We start from the raw sequence: 15864 nt of genomic DNA on the forward strand, positions 1-15864 counted from the left end.
TATGTATTCATTCGTATAATGGATATATACAGACAACAATTGGGAGGGACCAACACATGTCGCTTGAAATCGAACGTAAATTTTTGCTGCCGGCATATCCGGCGGATTTAATGGAGAAACATGTGATTCGAATTCAAAAGGAGCAGCTCATTGAGCAAACGTATTTGGCCTTGGCAGGAGATCAGGAGCTTAGAGTCCGGAAAATCATAGATTTAACCGATGACCAGACCGAATATACCCATACGTTCAAGAAAGGGCATGGTATTGCCCGTGAAGAGGTGGAGTACTCCATCTCGGAGGGACTTTATGAGCAGATGATTCATACACATCAGGCTGTACCGCTGATAAAAAAACGGACCACGGCGATGTGGGGCGATACATTGATTGAAATCGACGACTATAAGCAGATTAACTTGATGGTACTGGAAGTGGAATTTGCCTCGGTGGAAGAGGCAGAGAGCTTTGTACCACCGGACTGGTTTGGCAAGGATATCAGCACCGAGAAGCAGTACAGCAACAAAAAAGTGTGGAGGGAGCTGCAGGAGCGGAAGGAGGGCTGAATGCGGCAAATATAATAATATAAAGGAAGCCGGAGGGTCTCCTCATATATAAGGGGGATTACACCATGTGGATCGCCTATGCATTCGGTTCGGCGCTGTTCGCCGGCGTTACATCCATACTCGCCAAGATCGGAATCCGGAATGTGGACTCCAACCTGGCGACGGCGCTCCGGACCTGGGTGGTGCTGCTCTTTTCGTGGCTGATGGTTTTTATTGTCGGATCGCAGGACACTATCAAGGATATCTCGGGGAAAAGCCTGCTGTTTCTCGTATTGTCCGGTTTGACGACAGGCGCTTCATGGATTTGCTACTTCCGGGCTCTGCAGCTCGGGAACGTCAACAAGGTCGTGCCGGTCGACAAATCGAGCAATGTGCTGACGATGATTTTGGCGTTCATTTTTCTCGGCGAGCAGATGACGTGGATCATGCTTGTAGGTATGGTGGTTATCGCGATTGGTACCTATATGATGATTCAGCCCAATAAATCGGAAAAGGCTGCTTCTGCCGAACATAAAGGATGGCTGATATACGCCTGCCTGTCGGCGCTGTTTGCGGCTTTGACCTCGATTTTGGGCAAAATAGGGATTGAACATGTCGAGTCTAACCTGGGGACAGCGATTCGGACCATTGTCGTGTTGATCATGGCTTGGCTGATCGTGTTCATTCAGAAAAAGCAGGGAGACATAAGGCGCATCGACCGGAAAAGCTGGCTGTTTATTGTTCTATCCGGTTTTGCGACGGGGCTTTCCTGGTTGTGTTTCTACAAAGCGCTCCAGGACGGACCGGCAAGCGTGGTGGTACCGATTGACAAGCTGAGCGTGCTCGTCACGGTGCTGTTCGCACTCTTGTTTCTCAAGGAAAAGCTGTCGCTCAAATCCACGATTGGACTGCTGCTGCTTACCGTTGGTACGCTGGCACTATTGATTAAAGTTTAACGAAGAAAAGCCCGCCATTAGGCGGGCTTTTCTCTTTCCTTTGTAACCATCCGGCATTGCCAGTTATCGATCAGGTCTCGAATAAAATTCCCCCCGTGCGGGAGAGATCATACCCAGCGATTGCCTTCAGCTCCTTCCGGAACTCTTCCGAACGTAAAATATCCAATAAAGACTGGATCCATGGCATATTATCCGCCGTTTTTAGCATCACCAGGTCATACCGCTCTTCGATCAGCGGGATAAAATCCACCTGACCGACGATGGCGGCGGCCTTTTCGATCCCGACACCCGCATCGGCTTCACCGGAAGCAACTTTGGCGGCAACGCCGATATGATTGGTCTGCTCCAGCTCGTATCCGTTCAATTGCTGCTGCTTGATGCCGTGCAGGCGGAGCTGCTCGTCCAGAAGAACGCGGGCGCCAGAGCCTTTTTCCCGGTTCATCAGGCGCAGGCCTGGACGGCTCAGGTCAGACCAGCTTTGAAGCCCCAGCGGGTTGCCTTTTTGTACATATAGTCCGGCATTTCTGGACAGCAGGTTGACGACCATATAGGATGAGCCGACCAGCAGCTTGCGGATGTATGGGATATTGTATTCGCCAGTGTCGCCGTCCAGCAGATGGGTACTGACGATATCGGCTTCGCCGCGGTACATGGAGATCAGGCTGTCGAGGCTTCCCACGTATTCCCGCAGCGGGCGGATGCCGGAGATTTTTTTCTCCATATATTTGACCAGAATATCGAGGCTGATGTCCTGCCCTGTAATGACAATAGGCCGCATACCGTTTCCAACTGTAGTGGAAGGATGTTGAGCATGCTCTGCCGCTGGAAGGATCTGAGGGACCGTCTTAATCCCTTTGGCTCGCTGTTTGTATGCTTCAAAATCCGTAGCATCCACCCGCATCTGCTTGCCGACTCGGTAGGAAGGAAGCTCGCCCTTTTTAATGAGATCGTAGACGGTGAGCTTGGATATTTTCAGCATTTTAGCGATTTCTTCAGTTGTATAGGATATATCGCTGGACATGGGAATCCTCCTCATTCAAAAAACAATCCGTTCGTTCACGTCTTTCTTGATTCTTATTGTAACATACTTGATGATTAGATTTTCTTGAAGAAGGTTTACAACGCAAAACCAAACTAGGTATAATTTATATTATTTATATCTAATTATATCTAAACATAACAATGGGGGCAGAGAGATGGATGCTAGAAAGAAAAGTAGTATAATCCTGTGTGTTTTAGTAGCCATGATGCTGCTTGTGGCAGGCTGCGGCAATAGCTCCGAATCTAAAGCGGACAACAGTGCAAGCGGTGCGGCTGCAGGTTCCGATACGAACACTTCGAATGACACTCCTACGGAAAAGGTAGACCTGACCATCTCCGCGGCAGCAAGCATGACCGATGCATTGAATGAGATCGCGAAGACCTATGAAAAAGCACATCCGAATATTCAATTGAGCTTTAATTTTGGCGGATCAGGGGCCTTGCAAAAGCAAATTGAGCAGGGAGCCCCGGCGGATCTGTTCCTCTCCGCATCCACCAAGAACATGAAACCGCTTGTTGAGCAGCAACTGATCGAGGAAGGCCAGGAGAAAACGCTTCTAAAAAATGAGCTGGTGGTTGTTGTTCCGTCGGATGCCAAGACTTCCGTTGCGAGCATCGGAGACCTAAGTAAAGCGGAAGTGAAAAAGGTTGCGATCGGTATTCCGGAAAGCGTACCTGCGGGGAATTATGCCAAAGAAGCCTTGATGAGCTCGAAGCTGTGGGAGCCGCTGCAGTCCAAAACGGTTCAGGCCAAGGACGTTCGCCAGGTTCTTCAATATGTGGAGACAGGAAATGCCGATGCCGGATTCGTGTATAAAACGGATGCCTTAACCTCACCCAAGGTGAAGATTGCGTTTACCGTGGATCCTAAAGCGTATTCGGCGGTGGAATATCCAATCGGAATCGTGAAGGCGACCAAGCATGCCAAAGAAGCCGAGGATTTCTACAACTATCTGCAATCCCAGCCGGCGATGGATGTATTCACCAAGTACGGATTTACGGTTCCTGAGTAAAAAAGGATGTGTCATTCATGAACTGGCATGATTTTTGGTCTCCCATCAGGCTGTCATTGCAGGTATCGCTGCTGTCCAGCGTGGTCGTTTTAATCCTGGGCGTGGCCGCGGCCTTCTGGATGTCCAAACGAAAGTTCAAAGGGAAAACTCTGCTGGAAACCGCGTTGATGCTGCCACTGGTGCTGCCGCCAACGGTCGTCGGCTTTCTGCTCCTCGTTATTTTGGGCCGGAAAAGCTGGGTAGGACAGGCCATCGAATGGCTGTTTCATGCTCCTGTGATCTTTTCCTGGTGGGCGGCGGTGATCGCGGCGGTGGTGGTATCCTTTCCGCTGGTGTATCAGACGATGAAAAATGGTTTTGCCTCTGTAGACCCGGAAATCGAGAACGCGGCACGATCCAGCGGCGCCAATGAGTGGCAGGTGTTCAGATACATTACACTTCCAATGACGCTTCACTCGCTCGGTACGGCTTTTATCTTGGGCTTTGCGCGGGGATTGGGTGAATTCGGAGCGACGCTGATGATTGCAGGGAATATTCCTGGGAAAACTCAGACCCTCCCGACAGCCATTTACGTGGCCGTGGACGCGGGCAATATATCCATGGCTTGGGCGTGGACCTGTGCGATCATCCTCATTTCATTTCTGATGCTGCTGCTGACAGGTCGCGGTAATCCGGCGGCAGAGGTAGAGACCGTTTCGAAAACCAAATAATCATTTTGAGGGCGAAAGCTCTCTTTTTTTATTACAAGATATAAGTGTCCGGACAACCCCAATGTTCAGAAAATATTCAGAGACTTGTGTTGTAATGGTTATATACTCGCTGGAATTGGGATGAACGGGTAGCTGAACCAGGCCCGGGGCCCAGCAGCCATTTTCAATGAATGAAGTGTGTGGTGAATCGTATGGTTTTATCGGAAATACAGCAGGAAGCGCTGGATCAGGCGCGAAAGCATGGCGGAAAACTCATACGCTGGGAGCAAGGCGGATATTGGACGTATGCGGAGGCTATACCGGAACAAGAGCATCCTTCCTCGGGAGCTTCGGCTCTGGATTGGTACTGCACTACGAACACCATCTTTGCTTTGGTCAGGCGCGGATATATGATCATGGATGATTGGAAGAACTGTTCGCTTATGGATAGGTATGTTCAGGATTAGCTATATGAAGTGGAAAGTGAAAAGAATATACTCCTCTGAGTATTTTGTTGCTAAAATGAAGAAGACATGCAACAAAACTCAGGGGGAGGGAAAGGCATTGAAGACCATCATCGTCGACGATGAAAACCTGGCTTTGCGGAAAATGGAAAAGCTTCTGCAGTCACAGGATGGATTTGATGCGAGCGTGGAGCTGATTGGAGTATTTCAAAGTCCACACAAGGCGCTCACTGCGGCTGGTGAAGAGGTGCCCGATCTTGCTTTTCTGGATATCGAGATGCCTGAAATGAGCGGCTTTGAACTGGCTGAACGGCTTTTGGAGCTGCATCCATCCATGCAGATCGTTTTCGTTACCGCCTATCAGGATTTCGCGGTGAAGGCTTTTGAGATCAATGCCCTTGACTATCTGCTAAAGCCTGTACATTCCTCGAGACTGGCTGTGACCATGAACAGGGTATCCCAGTTTTCATCTAGCAGGCAATATCAATCCGCATCGCTCTGCTGTCTGCAAAGCCTGCATTTGCTGGATCAACATCAGCGGCCGCAGTCTTTCCCATGGAAAACGCTGAAGGCGCCCGAGTTATTTGCATATCTGATTTATTACCGTGACAAATCGGTAAGTAAACAAACACTGATGGATCTTCTCTGGCCAGATCACGACATCAAAAGAGCGACCACGCAGCTGCATACTGCGATCTATCAGATCCGTAAAATGATCAAAACCTACGAACTGGATATAAAAATCAAATATCAGGATGAGGGTTACCGGTTGGAATGGGGGAACGTTACACTGGATGCAGAGGTGTGGGAAACCAGCTTGCGGGAGGCTCCTTCAGTCACACCGGCGACGCTCGAGCAGCATCTGTCGATTATGGAAAAGTACACGGGGGATTTTCTGGAGGAACATCGGTATATGTGGGCGGAACCGGAACAGGAGCGTATTCGTCTACTCTGGCTGAAACATGCCAAGGAAATCGCGGAATGCCATTTTGAGCTGTCACAGAACTCAGAGGCGATCGGAATGTACCAAAATATGATTGAAAAGCTGCCATATATCGAAGACGGCTACGCAGGCTTGATGCGTATATACGCGCTGCTTCACCATCCGGGTGAGGTTAGAAGGCTGTATCAGCAATTGGAGGAGGCGCTTGAGGAGGAATATGGCATAACTCCGAGCAAGGAGCTCACAGAATGGTATTGGAAGTGGGAACGGGAGTGAAAATCAAAATAGGATCCATACTGCTGATCATCGCCGGCATTATCCTGCTGTGCTACCCAAAATTCTCGGAAATGATCGAGGATGCGCAGCAGCAGAAGCTGGCCCGGGAATGGGAGACGAGCTTTCAAAATATAGACAGCCCCAATGATACCGCGGTCTCCGGCAAGCAGGCGCCAGCAAAGGTTGAGTCCTTGTCTGCTTCGAACGCAAAACCGGCGTTTAAAGCTCCTTCAGATGCTGAAGTCAAGGTAGAGGGAATGCTTACGATCGATAAAATTAATCTGAAGCTTCCCATTCTGCATGGTGCGACCAAGCAAAATATGAAATCGACTGTAGCCAGTATCGAAAACACAGGCGAAGCCGGAGAAATCGGAAATTATGCCATTGCGGGACACCGGAACCGGACGTACGGCAGAAATTTTAACCGGCTGGATGAACTCGAAAAGGGCGACAAGATTGACGTAGAAACGGAAGCGGGGCGGTTTGAATATACCGTAACAGAGAAGCTGATCGTGAAGCCTGAGGATGTATGGGTGCTGAAGGGTAACGGCAAGGATCAGGAAATTACGCTGGTGACCTGTCATCCGATAGTGAATCCAACGCACCGCCTGATCATTAAAGGTAAAATCACCAATATGTAAACCACGCATGTCCCCCTGAGGGAAATGGGTGGTTTTTCTGTGTACCTATCGTGTTCAGAAAATATTCAGAAAATATCCAGATATATTCAGAAAATATTCAGTGCCATGCTGTATAGTTTGATTGTTATGTCGCAGTTCGACATAAACGGGCAAAATATATGTTTTTTTGTCAGCTGCATATCAAAAAAAGAGAAAGAGAGGGGAAACATTCGGATGTTAAGGAAATATAGAAAGCTGCCTTATTTGATGATGGCGTTCGTCCTGCTGCTTAACCTGCTGTCTCCTTCTGGCCTGGTCAGCGCTGATGCGGCTGCAGTCGGAAATGCAGTGGAAGAGACGGTGGGAACCGCTCCCGCAGATGCAGGCAATTCAAGTAATGATGTGACAGCGGAAGATTCTGATGATGCTTCCAAGAATGATATACAACCCATATCAGATTCGACTATAGAGAAGAACAAGACCATCACGGAAAATATCATTACCGGTGTTCAAATGAAGGATGAGAACGGCAACAATCTTCAGGAAGTGCGCGTCGACCAAGGTGCAAGGGTTCAGGTTGACGTCTATTGGGAACTTCCTGCTGATCATGATTATGGGAAAGGGTCAACCTTTACGTTCCAGCTGCCGGACAAATTCGAGGTCACGAAAATCTTGACCGGCGATCTGGACGGTAACGTCGGTACATATGAGGTAACGCCTGAAGGCCAGGTCACCTTTACCTTCAATGAAAAGATTGAAGGCCAAGGGATGCAGGGCAATTTCTATGTCTGGAGAGAATTTAGCGAAGAAAAGCTCTCGGGCGGCACCCATCAGGATATTGTCTTTGATATCCACGGTGACTCATTTAAAGTTCCTGTTCATTTCAAAAGTAAGTCAAAAAGTGAAATCGACAAGACCGGTACACCGGATAAGGTCATGAATCCGGGGAAGATCAACTGGACGGTTGATGTTAACAAGGGTGAGAAAAAAGTTACCGATATGCTGTTTGAGGATACGCTGCCTCAAGGTGTAACGCTGTATCAGAGCTCCTTGCAGGTATATGTCCTTGAAGTACAGCTGGACGGCACGGTTGTGGAAAAAGGGCTTATTGATCCAAGCAAATACGCTTTTACCCAAACGACTGGCGGTTTCCAGCTGAAGTTCAGCGGTACCTCCGACACCGCATACCGTGTGAAGTATGCTACCGCGATTGATTCGCCGGGGGATGCGACGTACAGCAATACGGTAAAGGTAACCGGCGATGGGTTAACGAATCCGCTGGAAAAGACGACAGGCGTACCTGTGAAATTCAGCAAACCGCTTGGCAAGGAAGCCAGAGATTATAATTCCGCGACCCAGACAATTACATGGGCTATTCAATACAACTATAACGAACAAACCATGCCGCAGGATAAAGCATGGATTGATGACAAGTTCGATACGCTGAATCAGGAACTGGTCGATGGTTCCTTCCATGTCTATGAGATGGCTATCGATGCAAACGGCAATGCTTCCAAGAAAACGGGAACGGAGCTCGTTAAAGATACGGATTATACCGTAACCCCAAATGCGGAGGGCTTCCGCTTCCAATTCACTAAGGGAGTAAACGCCGCTTACGAAATCACATATCAAACGAAAGCGAAAGACCGCATTCATGATGACAAACTCAACGTGAAGAATACGGTGAGCATGCCGAATGTACCGGCGATTACAGTCGGCAAGGACATCAATCAGGTGATTTTTTGGAAGAGCTACACGGGTATTCATTATGACAGCAAAACGATCGACTGGAAGATCAGCCTGAATGACGATAACAAGACAATGACCGATGTCGTCATTACCGACCACTTTGCCGGACAGCATATGAAGTTGATTCCAGGGAGTGTGAAAATCGGCGATTTAAAGAAAGACGTTGATTATAAGCTCGAAGCCGATCCTGATTTTAAAACCGGCTTTAAGATCACCTTCCTACATGAAATTTCAACAAATTACGTGATTACGTATCAAACCACCTTCGACCCGACAGCAGTGAAGAAGGACTCTTACAGCAATACGGCTGAGCTGAATTGGAAGGAAGGCGGCGTACAGCAGCCGAGCATTGATAAGACGGTGTCCAGACCAGTTGATGAATATACACAGGATAATGGCGGCAAAACTGGTTCCTATGACGCCAGAACCAAAGAAATTACTTGGACACTGGACGTAAACTACAATCTTCATGAGATTGAAAAGGCTGTGGTTCGGGACTTCTATACGGGTGAACAGACCTTTGTAGAAGGGTCTCTGGTTGTCCAGCCGCTGAAGCTTACTGGCGGGGCGAATGGTGTGGCGCCAACAGGCGCACCACTCAGTGTAGATCAAGACTACACCTTTAAAACCGACAAAAAAGACGGCAAAGACGGGTTCGAATTGAAGTTTAATCACAAGATCAACTCCCCTTACCGGATTACGTACAAGACCAGCCTGGTAAATCATCCGGTCGCAGCCGAGTACAATAACGATGCCGAGCTGTATGATGAAAGCCAGCCTAATACCAAGCTGTTCGAAAAGTCGGCATTGGTAAAACCGAAGTTTGGCGGTGAGTATATCGTAAAAACCGGGGTGCAGGGAAAAGGAGAATTTGAAGATTACGCGTATTGGACGCTCAATATCAACCGGAGCCAATCGATCGTCGAAAATGCGGTAGTGAAGGATCACTTATCCGCGAATCAAATCCTCGTACCTTCTTCGTTCAAGCTGTACCAAACCACGGTAGCCTCAAACGGCAATCTGTCGAAGGGCGCACTTGTGAACGAAGCCGACTATACACTTGAAGTGAAGGACAACTCGTTTACTCTGACCTTCAAAAAGCCGCTTCACGAAGCTTACGTGCTGGAATATCAGTCGTTTATCAACGCGGAACACGGCGAGGAGATCAGCAATAATGCCGAGTTTGCCGGTCAATCCTCAGGCGCTGTTGATAAGAACGAAGATAAGATCATTAAAGTCAGCTTTGCGGGTGCCGGAGGCGGAGCACAGCCTGCGGGCAAAGGCGATTTAACCTTGATTAAGGTAGATGCAGCCGGCGGTAAGCCACTTGAAGGAGCACGCTTTGGATTGTATGACAAGACGGGCAAAACGCTCCTGCAAGAGCTGGTAACAGATGCCGAAGGTAAAGCAGTATTTAAGAATTACAAGTACAATAGTAATTTCATTATTAAGGAGCTGTCCGCCCCAGAGGGTTATCTCATCGATGATGCGTACCTGAAAGGCAAGACAATTAACTTTACCAAGACTGCAGATACGGTAACAGTCGAGGATACCAAAGGCGTTTGGGATCTTGAACTCACGAAAGTGGACAAGGATGTCCCTAGCAAGTTTTTACCTGGATCGGTGTTCAAGCTGCAAAAGCATAACGGCCAGGTCTTTGAGGATGTGGCAGGACAAACAGAGCTCGAGACCAATGAGAACGGCAAAATTCTGCTGGCACATCTCACTCCGGGAAGCTATCAACTGGTCGAAGTCAAGGCTCCTAAGGGGTACAAACTTGATCCGACTCCAATCGCTTTTACCATCGATGCCAACCAATCTAAGTCGAAACAAGTAACGGCGAAAAATGAAATCTATATAGGTTCCGTCGAACTGACGAAAACCGATGCATTTAACGGAGCGCCGCTTGCCGGAGCTGAATTCGATCTTAAGGACGAATACGGTAATACGCTGAAAACCGGATTAACGACAGATGCAGACGGGAAACTGTCCGTGAAGGATCTGAAAGCTGGTAGCTATATGTTCGTAGAGGTTGCAGCTCCTGCAGGCTATGAGCTGAATTCCGATCCACTGAAATTCGAAATTGTGGACGATCAGCTTCTGCAACTTTCATTCAAGAATGATATGACTACCGGATCGGTTAAGCTGACCAAGATCCAAACCGGACGTTTGGATGTGCCGCTGAAGGGCGCAACGTTCCGGATCTTGGATTCGGACAAAAAACCGGTTAAGGACAAGGATGGGAAGGAAATCGCCGGATTACAGACAAACGATAAAGGTGAGCTGAACGTTTCCAACTTAAGACCCGGCAAGTATTATTTTGAAGAAACTGCGGCTCCTGCAGGTTACACGATAAAACAGGCACTGACTGAATTCGAAATCGTGCAGGGGAAGGAAACATTGGTTACTGTCGAGAACAACCGCATTACTAGCGGAGGCGGCGGAGGCGGAGGCGGTACCGACCCGAATCCACCAGTGACTCCACCAGTGACTCCACCGGTGAAGCCTGAAGAACCTGATACTCCGAGTGTACCAGGAACGGTTGTAGATCCAGATACACCAAGCAAGCCTGGTGAGACGACCGACCCCGGTAAACCCGGTGAGACGACGGATCCAGGGAAGCCAGGGGATACGACGAATCCAGGCAAGCCTGGCGGAGGAACCACTCCGGGTTCGAATGGCTCCGTTAAACTTGATGCCGGAAATGAGCATAAGAAGCCTGGCAAGGGCCATGATCAAGGGACTACACCTGCCGGTGACGGAAGCGAGCCGGATCCGCAATCTGAGGGAGGAATGCTGCCAAAAACCGGTGAAGAAAGCCATCTTCCACTCCAGCTCGCGGGCCTTGGCCTGATTGTCCTGGGCGGAGCACTGTTGCTATTCAGAAAGATGCGTGTACATCATAAGTAATCATAAGAAAGCAGCCTGCTGATGAACTTAGCAGGCTGTTTTTTATATCTACCATTCTTATATAGCAGAGAAGGTTGAAATGTCGATACTTGACAGGCCTTACAATCAGTCATACCATTATTGCAGCCTGACATGAAATGAGTAAGCAAACCGCCATCTAGAGGAAGGATTTCATCTGTTCACAGCTTTCTCCGTCGGGACTGATTAGACTTTAGCATGAATAGCTATGAATACAATCAGGGAGTGATGAAGCAATGAAAATCCGCTTTTTGGGTACGGCGGCCTTCGAAGGCATTCCGTCGTTGTTCTGCCGGTGTGAGTTATGCGCCAAAGCTAGAGCCGCTGGTGGCAAGGAAATTCGTTCCCGTACCTCGGTCATGCTGGATGATGACCTGAAAATCGATTTCCCGCCGGATACCTTTATGCATATGGTAAGGGACGGGCTGGATTTGGAACGAATCAAAGACTTGATATTCACGCATTCGCATTCGGATCATTTATATGCGGAGGATATGGCTGCAAGGCTCCCGGGCTATGCTCAGTCTGCGGCTCATCCGATCGATGTATATGCCAATGATGCTGTCCTGCTGCGAATCAAGCAGACGCTTGATTTTAACGGGGGACTGCAGGGGAAATTCACGCTGAACCAGGTAAAGCCTTTTGAGCAAAAAGAGCTGCAGACGGCAGTCATTGTGCCGCTTCCAGCCAGTCATGATCCGATCGAGACCTGCCTTTTGTATTACATCGAAAAGGATGGCAAGTCGATTTTGTACGGACATGACAGCGGCTGGTTTCCTGACGAAACCTGGGCTTGGCTTCAGGATAAGACATTGGATCTGGCTGTGCTTGAATGCACAGTGGGGCGGTCGAATTACCGTAAAACCCATATGAACATCGATGCCGTGCTGGAAACGAATCAGCGTTTCGAGGAGTATGGCATTTTGAAGCCAGGGGCAAATATCGTAGTCACTCACTTTTCCCATAACGCACAGCTGTCCCACGCCGAATTGACGGAGATATTCGAGCCGCATGGAATCCAGGTGGCTTACGACGGCATGATCCTTGAACTTCTATAGTATGAAACCAACGCTGATGCCGCCAGGCATCGGCGTTTTTTTATTCAAGGCGGCAAGCTGTGCCGATGGAGGCATCAAAGCATCAGATAAGGTATAGCCTTCACCTCTATTTTTGCTATTGAAATAAATGGAATGAATTCATATAATGAAATTGCGATCGTTAAGTAATCGCTTTCATCGGGGTATGGCGCAGTCTGGTAGCGCGCACCCTTGGGGTGGGTGAGGCCGTGGGTTCGAATCCCGCTACTCCGATTTTTCACTTTGACAGTTCTCGTTTTTATTTATGGCAACAGCCCCTTTAGGAGGGCGAATAGACAAATTGGAAGATGCATCAGCTGCGCGCCTGACTTCTGCGCAATGGACCATAAGGATGCTGAAGGTCAAAGCAGCAGCGACAACGGAGTGCGTGGACTTGGTTTTCACGATTTCACCGCCTCGTGTTCTCTTATTTATATAACGCTTTCATTTCTGAAAAGTTCCAAATTATTTGATCGATCCATCATTAAACCGCAAACGTGGAATTTGCTTCATGTTACTTTTTTTGGTTGCCATCAATAAAAAATCGGACGTTTCTTAGGGCGTAAGCCTGAAAGCTGTAGCTTTCGGTTTGCGCTTTTTTTTGTATTATATATTTCCGGGGTCCCCGCAAAGTACCTGAATCGGCTGCGAAGCCAAGGCCCCACTTTGTGGGGTTATTTTGCTGGGGACAGTGCTTGATGCAGGATTCACATAAAAAGCTGTGGCGGGATGCCGATAATACCTATGGGGGAATTTGAAAAGTTTTGTAGGCCAAAATAGGTTACGAGAATAACAACTAGAGAACATAGGGAGGTTTTGGCATGATATTTCAGCGGAAGCTTTCAAAGGCCGATGTGGTTAAGCCGCTGGCGCCATCAGATATTTTAACGACGGAAGAGATGAAAGCGAAGCTGTATCTGCTTCAGATCAACAAGGTGGATACGGACAATATGCACAAGCTGGCACAGCTCATGGATGAGAAGGCAGAGGGAATTACGAAACGTCATTATGAGCTGCTGTCACAGGTGCAATATACGCGGGAGCTGATTGAGGGCAACAGTACGTGGGAACGGCTGATGCGCACATTTACCGATTATTTAAAATCCATTCCCCGGATGGAAATCAACAGTGAATATATCGAATCCAGAATACGGATCGGGCTGGTTCACGGCCGGATTAAGCTCCCTTTGGAGTGGTTTATCGGATCGTTCATGCGCATCTATGAAGAGTTGGTGCCGGAAATTTTGGTCCGGTTCCCGAACCCGACAGAGGCTGCTTCCATTCTGTTGTCACTGAACCGGATTCTGACGCTCGACTCGCAGCTGGTGGTGGAGGCGTATCAAGGCTTCCATGATTTCAAGCTGGTGGAGAACAACAGCAGGATCATTGAAGAGCTTATTCAAATGGACCAAATCAGACCTCTCCTTGAGGCGGTCGAATTGTCTATACATGAAACGACGAATGTCAGTTCAGGAGCCGGGCAGCTATCGGTCTCCATACAGGAAGTGGCGCAGCATGCTGTGCAGGTGGCGGAGAACAGCGATGCCATGATCAAGCAGGCTAAACACGGGCAAGAGGCGATCGATGAGGCGCTGAACGGCTTTTTGGCTGTTGTGGAGCAGTTCGCAGAAACACGCAATCAATTTGAAGAGCTGCATACGTCCATTAGGGATGTCACGAAGATGGTGGGCTTTATCCGCGAGGTTTCGGAACAAACGCAGCTGCTGGCCTTGAATGCGGCGATTGAAGCAGCAAGAGCAGGAGAAGAGGGACGGGGATTTGCGGTCGTAGCCAGCGAGGTCAGAAAGCTTGCCGATCAGGCTAGGGACTACACGGAACGCATCACATCGGTCATATCCCAAGTGGACCGGACAGCGGATCAAGTTGGCATGCAGACTCAAAAAATGGGAGACATCATTGCCAGCCGTGTTGAACGTACACAGGAGGCGATCGGCATTCTGGAGCAGATGATGAAAGGGGTTCAAACGATCGGAGACGCTACATCGTATATCGCCGGCATCGTAGAAGAACAGTCCGCAGCTACCGATGATATTTCATCGCGTACAGCCATCATGCTGGGGCATCATGAGCAGGTTCAACAGCATGCCCTGGCGACAGGCCGTGATATTTATGAGGTCAGCCAGAAGGTGAATTCGTTAAGGCTAGAGACGCTGGAGGTGTTCCCGGAATTAACGGAAGAGCAAACGCTGCGGACGGTTCAGACGGATCATCTGTTGTGGCGCTGGTGGGCATATAACAGCCTGCTTGGATTTCATCAAATAGAGGCTGCGCAGGGGGATCATCATGCATGCAGACTCGGGCAATGGATTGACCATAAAAAATCCGACAGCCGAACGGCGGGTTTGCATTCATTTCAGGTTCTGGAGGAACCGCATGCGAGAATCCACAGGCTAGCGAAGGAAGCGGCAGATCTGCTGAAGGAAGGGCGGATAACGGAGGCCAAGCAGCTCCTTGAGCCTATAGAACAGGCTTCTCATGAAGTTGTCGGACATCTGGAGCAGCTGCAGAAGGATTTACATAAGCACTAAAGGGTTATCCGCAGCCGAGTGTAATGCTGTCACCCGCCTCGTAAGGGCGGGCGGATATGGGAAAGCTACCCCTTCCGAGTGTTCCGGTACTCGGTAGGGGGCTTTCCCATTATTTTTTTGAACAGGCGGGAGAAATAGTAAGGGTCCTGGAATCCTAGGCGGTGGCTGATCTCCTTGATACTTTGCCCTGTCAGATCAAGATGTCTGCAGGCGAGCTGGATTTTCAGGCGCAGGTAATAATCGATTGGAGAATATCCAGTTGCTTCTTTGAAGCGTTGCGTAAAATGGGGAACCGACACATTGGCATGGGCCGCCAGCTCTTTCAGCGTCACGCTGCCCTCCAAATGATCCATCATATAACGCACCGTTTGCGTGATATCCTGCTTGCTGTGCTGGAAACCGCCCGCTTGCGGCTGCATCCGGGAATACCTCAAAATCGCGGCCAGATGGCAGGCTAGCTGCGAGACATAAATAATATGGTTCAGTGTATATCCCTGCTCCAGCAGGTCATATCCCTCGTGAAAAAGCTCTGTCACCTGCCGGGATTTTTCAATGGGTAAGGCGATAGGGTCCCATGTTGAACCGAGTCCGTCGAAAAATGCATGTACATGCTCGCCTTTCATATGCCACCAGTAAATACTCCAGGGATGCTCTTCCGACGAAGCGTACTCATGAGGTGTATTTGCTGGAATGACAACGGCATGTCCCTGCTGAATCGTCTGTTTCCGGCCGCCGTCCAGTCGGTACCAGCCTTCTCCTTCCATACAGTAAATGAGTATATACGCTTCGCTGCCCGCAGGTCTCTCCCGGTAGTGATGCAGGGCTTTTGGAAAGTATCCCGTATCCGTTACATAGAGTGGGCGGACAAGGGGATGTTCGGCTGCTTCTTTCATAATATGGTCCGGTAAAACGATCAATTTCTCGGATCTGAATCCATCGGGTTTTCGTATCATATCCATGAATACACTATGCTTTGTGGCCATGAGGTTTGTCAATGTCTGATTCCACATTAAATCATCAA

Annotated in this window: 12 protein-coding genes and 1 tRNA gene; 11 read left to right on the top strand and 2 right to left on the bottom strand. The window is 49.0% G+C overall.

The annotated features are described in order from the left end of the window. The first annotated feature begins 56 nt into the window (after positions 1–56). Positions 57–560 carry a CYTH domain-containing protein gene (locus MUG84_RS23415; RefSeq protein ID WP_244729596.1) on the top strand — a complete coding sequence of 168 codons (504 nt, stop codon included), beginning with the start codon at positions 57–59 and terminating at the stop codon, positions 558–560. Between the two features lie 65 nt (positions 561–625). Beyond that, entirely contained in the window at positions 626–1495 is an 870-nt protein-coding gene (locus MUG84_RS23420; protein WP_244729598.1) for an EamA family transporter, read from the top strand. 70 nt (positions 1496–1565) lie between these two features. Here MUG84_RS23420 and MUG84_RS23425 read toward each other — a convergent pair whose 3' ends face one another. Continuing rightward, entirely contained in the window at positions 1566–2516 is a 951-nt protein-coding gene (locus MUG84_RS23425) for a helix-turn-helix transcriptional regulator (protein WP_244729600.1), read from the bottom strand. A gap of 175 nt (positions 2517–2691) precedes the next feature. Between MUG84_RS23425 and modA the strand changes: the two genes are divergently transcribed. The 9 genes from modA (at position 2692) to MUG84_RS23480 (ending at position 14843) form a co-directional block, all read left to right on the top strand. Further along, complete coding sequence (modA, locus tag MUG84_RS23430) at positions 2692–3549, top strand: molybdate ABC transporter substrate-binding protein (protein ID WP_244729602.1); 858 nt, start codon at positions 2692–2694, stop codon at positions 3547–3549. 17 nt (positions 3550–3566) lie between these two features. Then, entirely contained in the window at positions 3567–4259 is a 693-nt protein-coding gene (modB, locus tag MUG84_RS23435; RefSeq protein ID WP_244729623.1) for a molybdate ABC transporter permease subunit, read from the top strand. Between the two features lie 191 nt (positions 4260–4450). After that, entirely contained in the window at positions 4451–4705 is a 255-nt protein-coding gene (locus MUG84_RS23440; RefSeq protein WP_244729626.1) for a hypothetical protein, read from the top strand. 97 nt (positions 4706–4802) lie between these two features. Next, on the top strand, positions 4803–5921 hold the full coding sequence (locus MUG84_RS23445; RefSeq protein ID WP_244729630.1) for a response regulator: 1119 nt from the start codon (positions 4803–4805) through the stop codon (positions 5919–5921). Continuing rightward, positions 5894–6562, top strand: a complete 669-nt coding sequence (locus tag MUG84_RS23450) for a class D sortase (RefSeq protein WP_244729633.1) — start codon at positions 5894–5896, stop codon at positions 6560–6562. Before MUG84_RS23445 ends, MUG84_RS23450 begins: the two co-directional genes overlap by 28 nt. Before the next feature lie 213 nt (positions 6563–6775). Next, positions 6776–11200: a collagen binding domain-containing protein gene (locus MUG84_RS23455; protein WP_280521471.1), complete on the top strand. Its 4425-nt coding sequence runs from the start codon at positions 6776–6778 to the stop codon at positions 11198–11200. Between the two features lie 254 nt (positions 11201–11454). Beyond that, positions 11455–12276 (top strand): MBL fold metallo-hydrolase, encoded by an 822-nt coding sequence (locus tag MUG84_RS23470; protein ID WP_244729636.1) that lies wholly within the window; start codon positions 11455–11457, stop codon positions 12274–12276. 178 nt (positions 12277–12454) lie between these two features. After that, positions 12455–12528, top strand: a tRNA-Pro gene (locus MUG84_RS23475). 587 nt (positions 12529–13115) lie between these two features. Then, the gene (locus tag MUG84_RS23480; protein ID WP_244729639.1) at positions 13116–14843 is read left to right on the top strand and encodes a methyl-accepting chemotaxis protein; all 1728 of its coding nucleotides are present in this window, start codon (positions 13116–13118) and stop codon (positions 14841–14843) included. A gap of 65 nt (positions 14844–14908) precedes the next feature. Here the strand turns inward: MUG84_RS23480 and MUG84_RS23485 are convergent, their stop codons facing one another. Continuing rightward, positions 14909–15802: an AraC family transcriptional regulator gene (locus MUG84_RS23485; protein ID WP_244729642.1), complete on the bottom strand. Its 894-nt coding sequence runs from the start codon at positions 15800–15802 to the stop codon at positions 14909–14911. Between the last annotated feature and the right edge of the window lie 62 nt (positions 15803–15864).

The organism is Paenibacillus mangrovi (assembly GCF_022898935.1).
GTDB classification, from domain to species: Bacteria; Bacillota; Bacilli; order Paenibacillales; family Paenibacillaceae; genus Paenibacillus_AQ; species Paenibacillus_AQ mangrovi.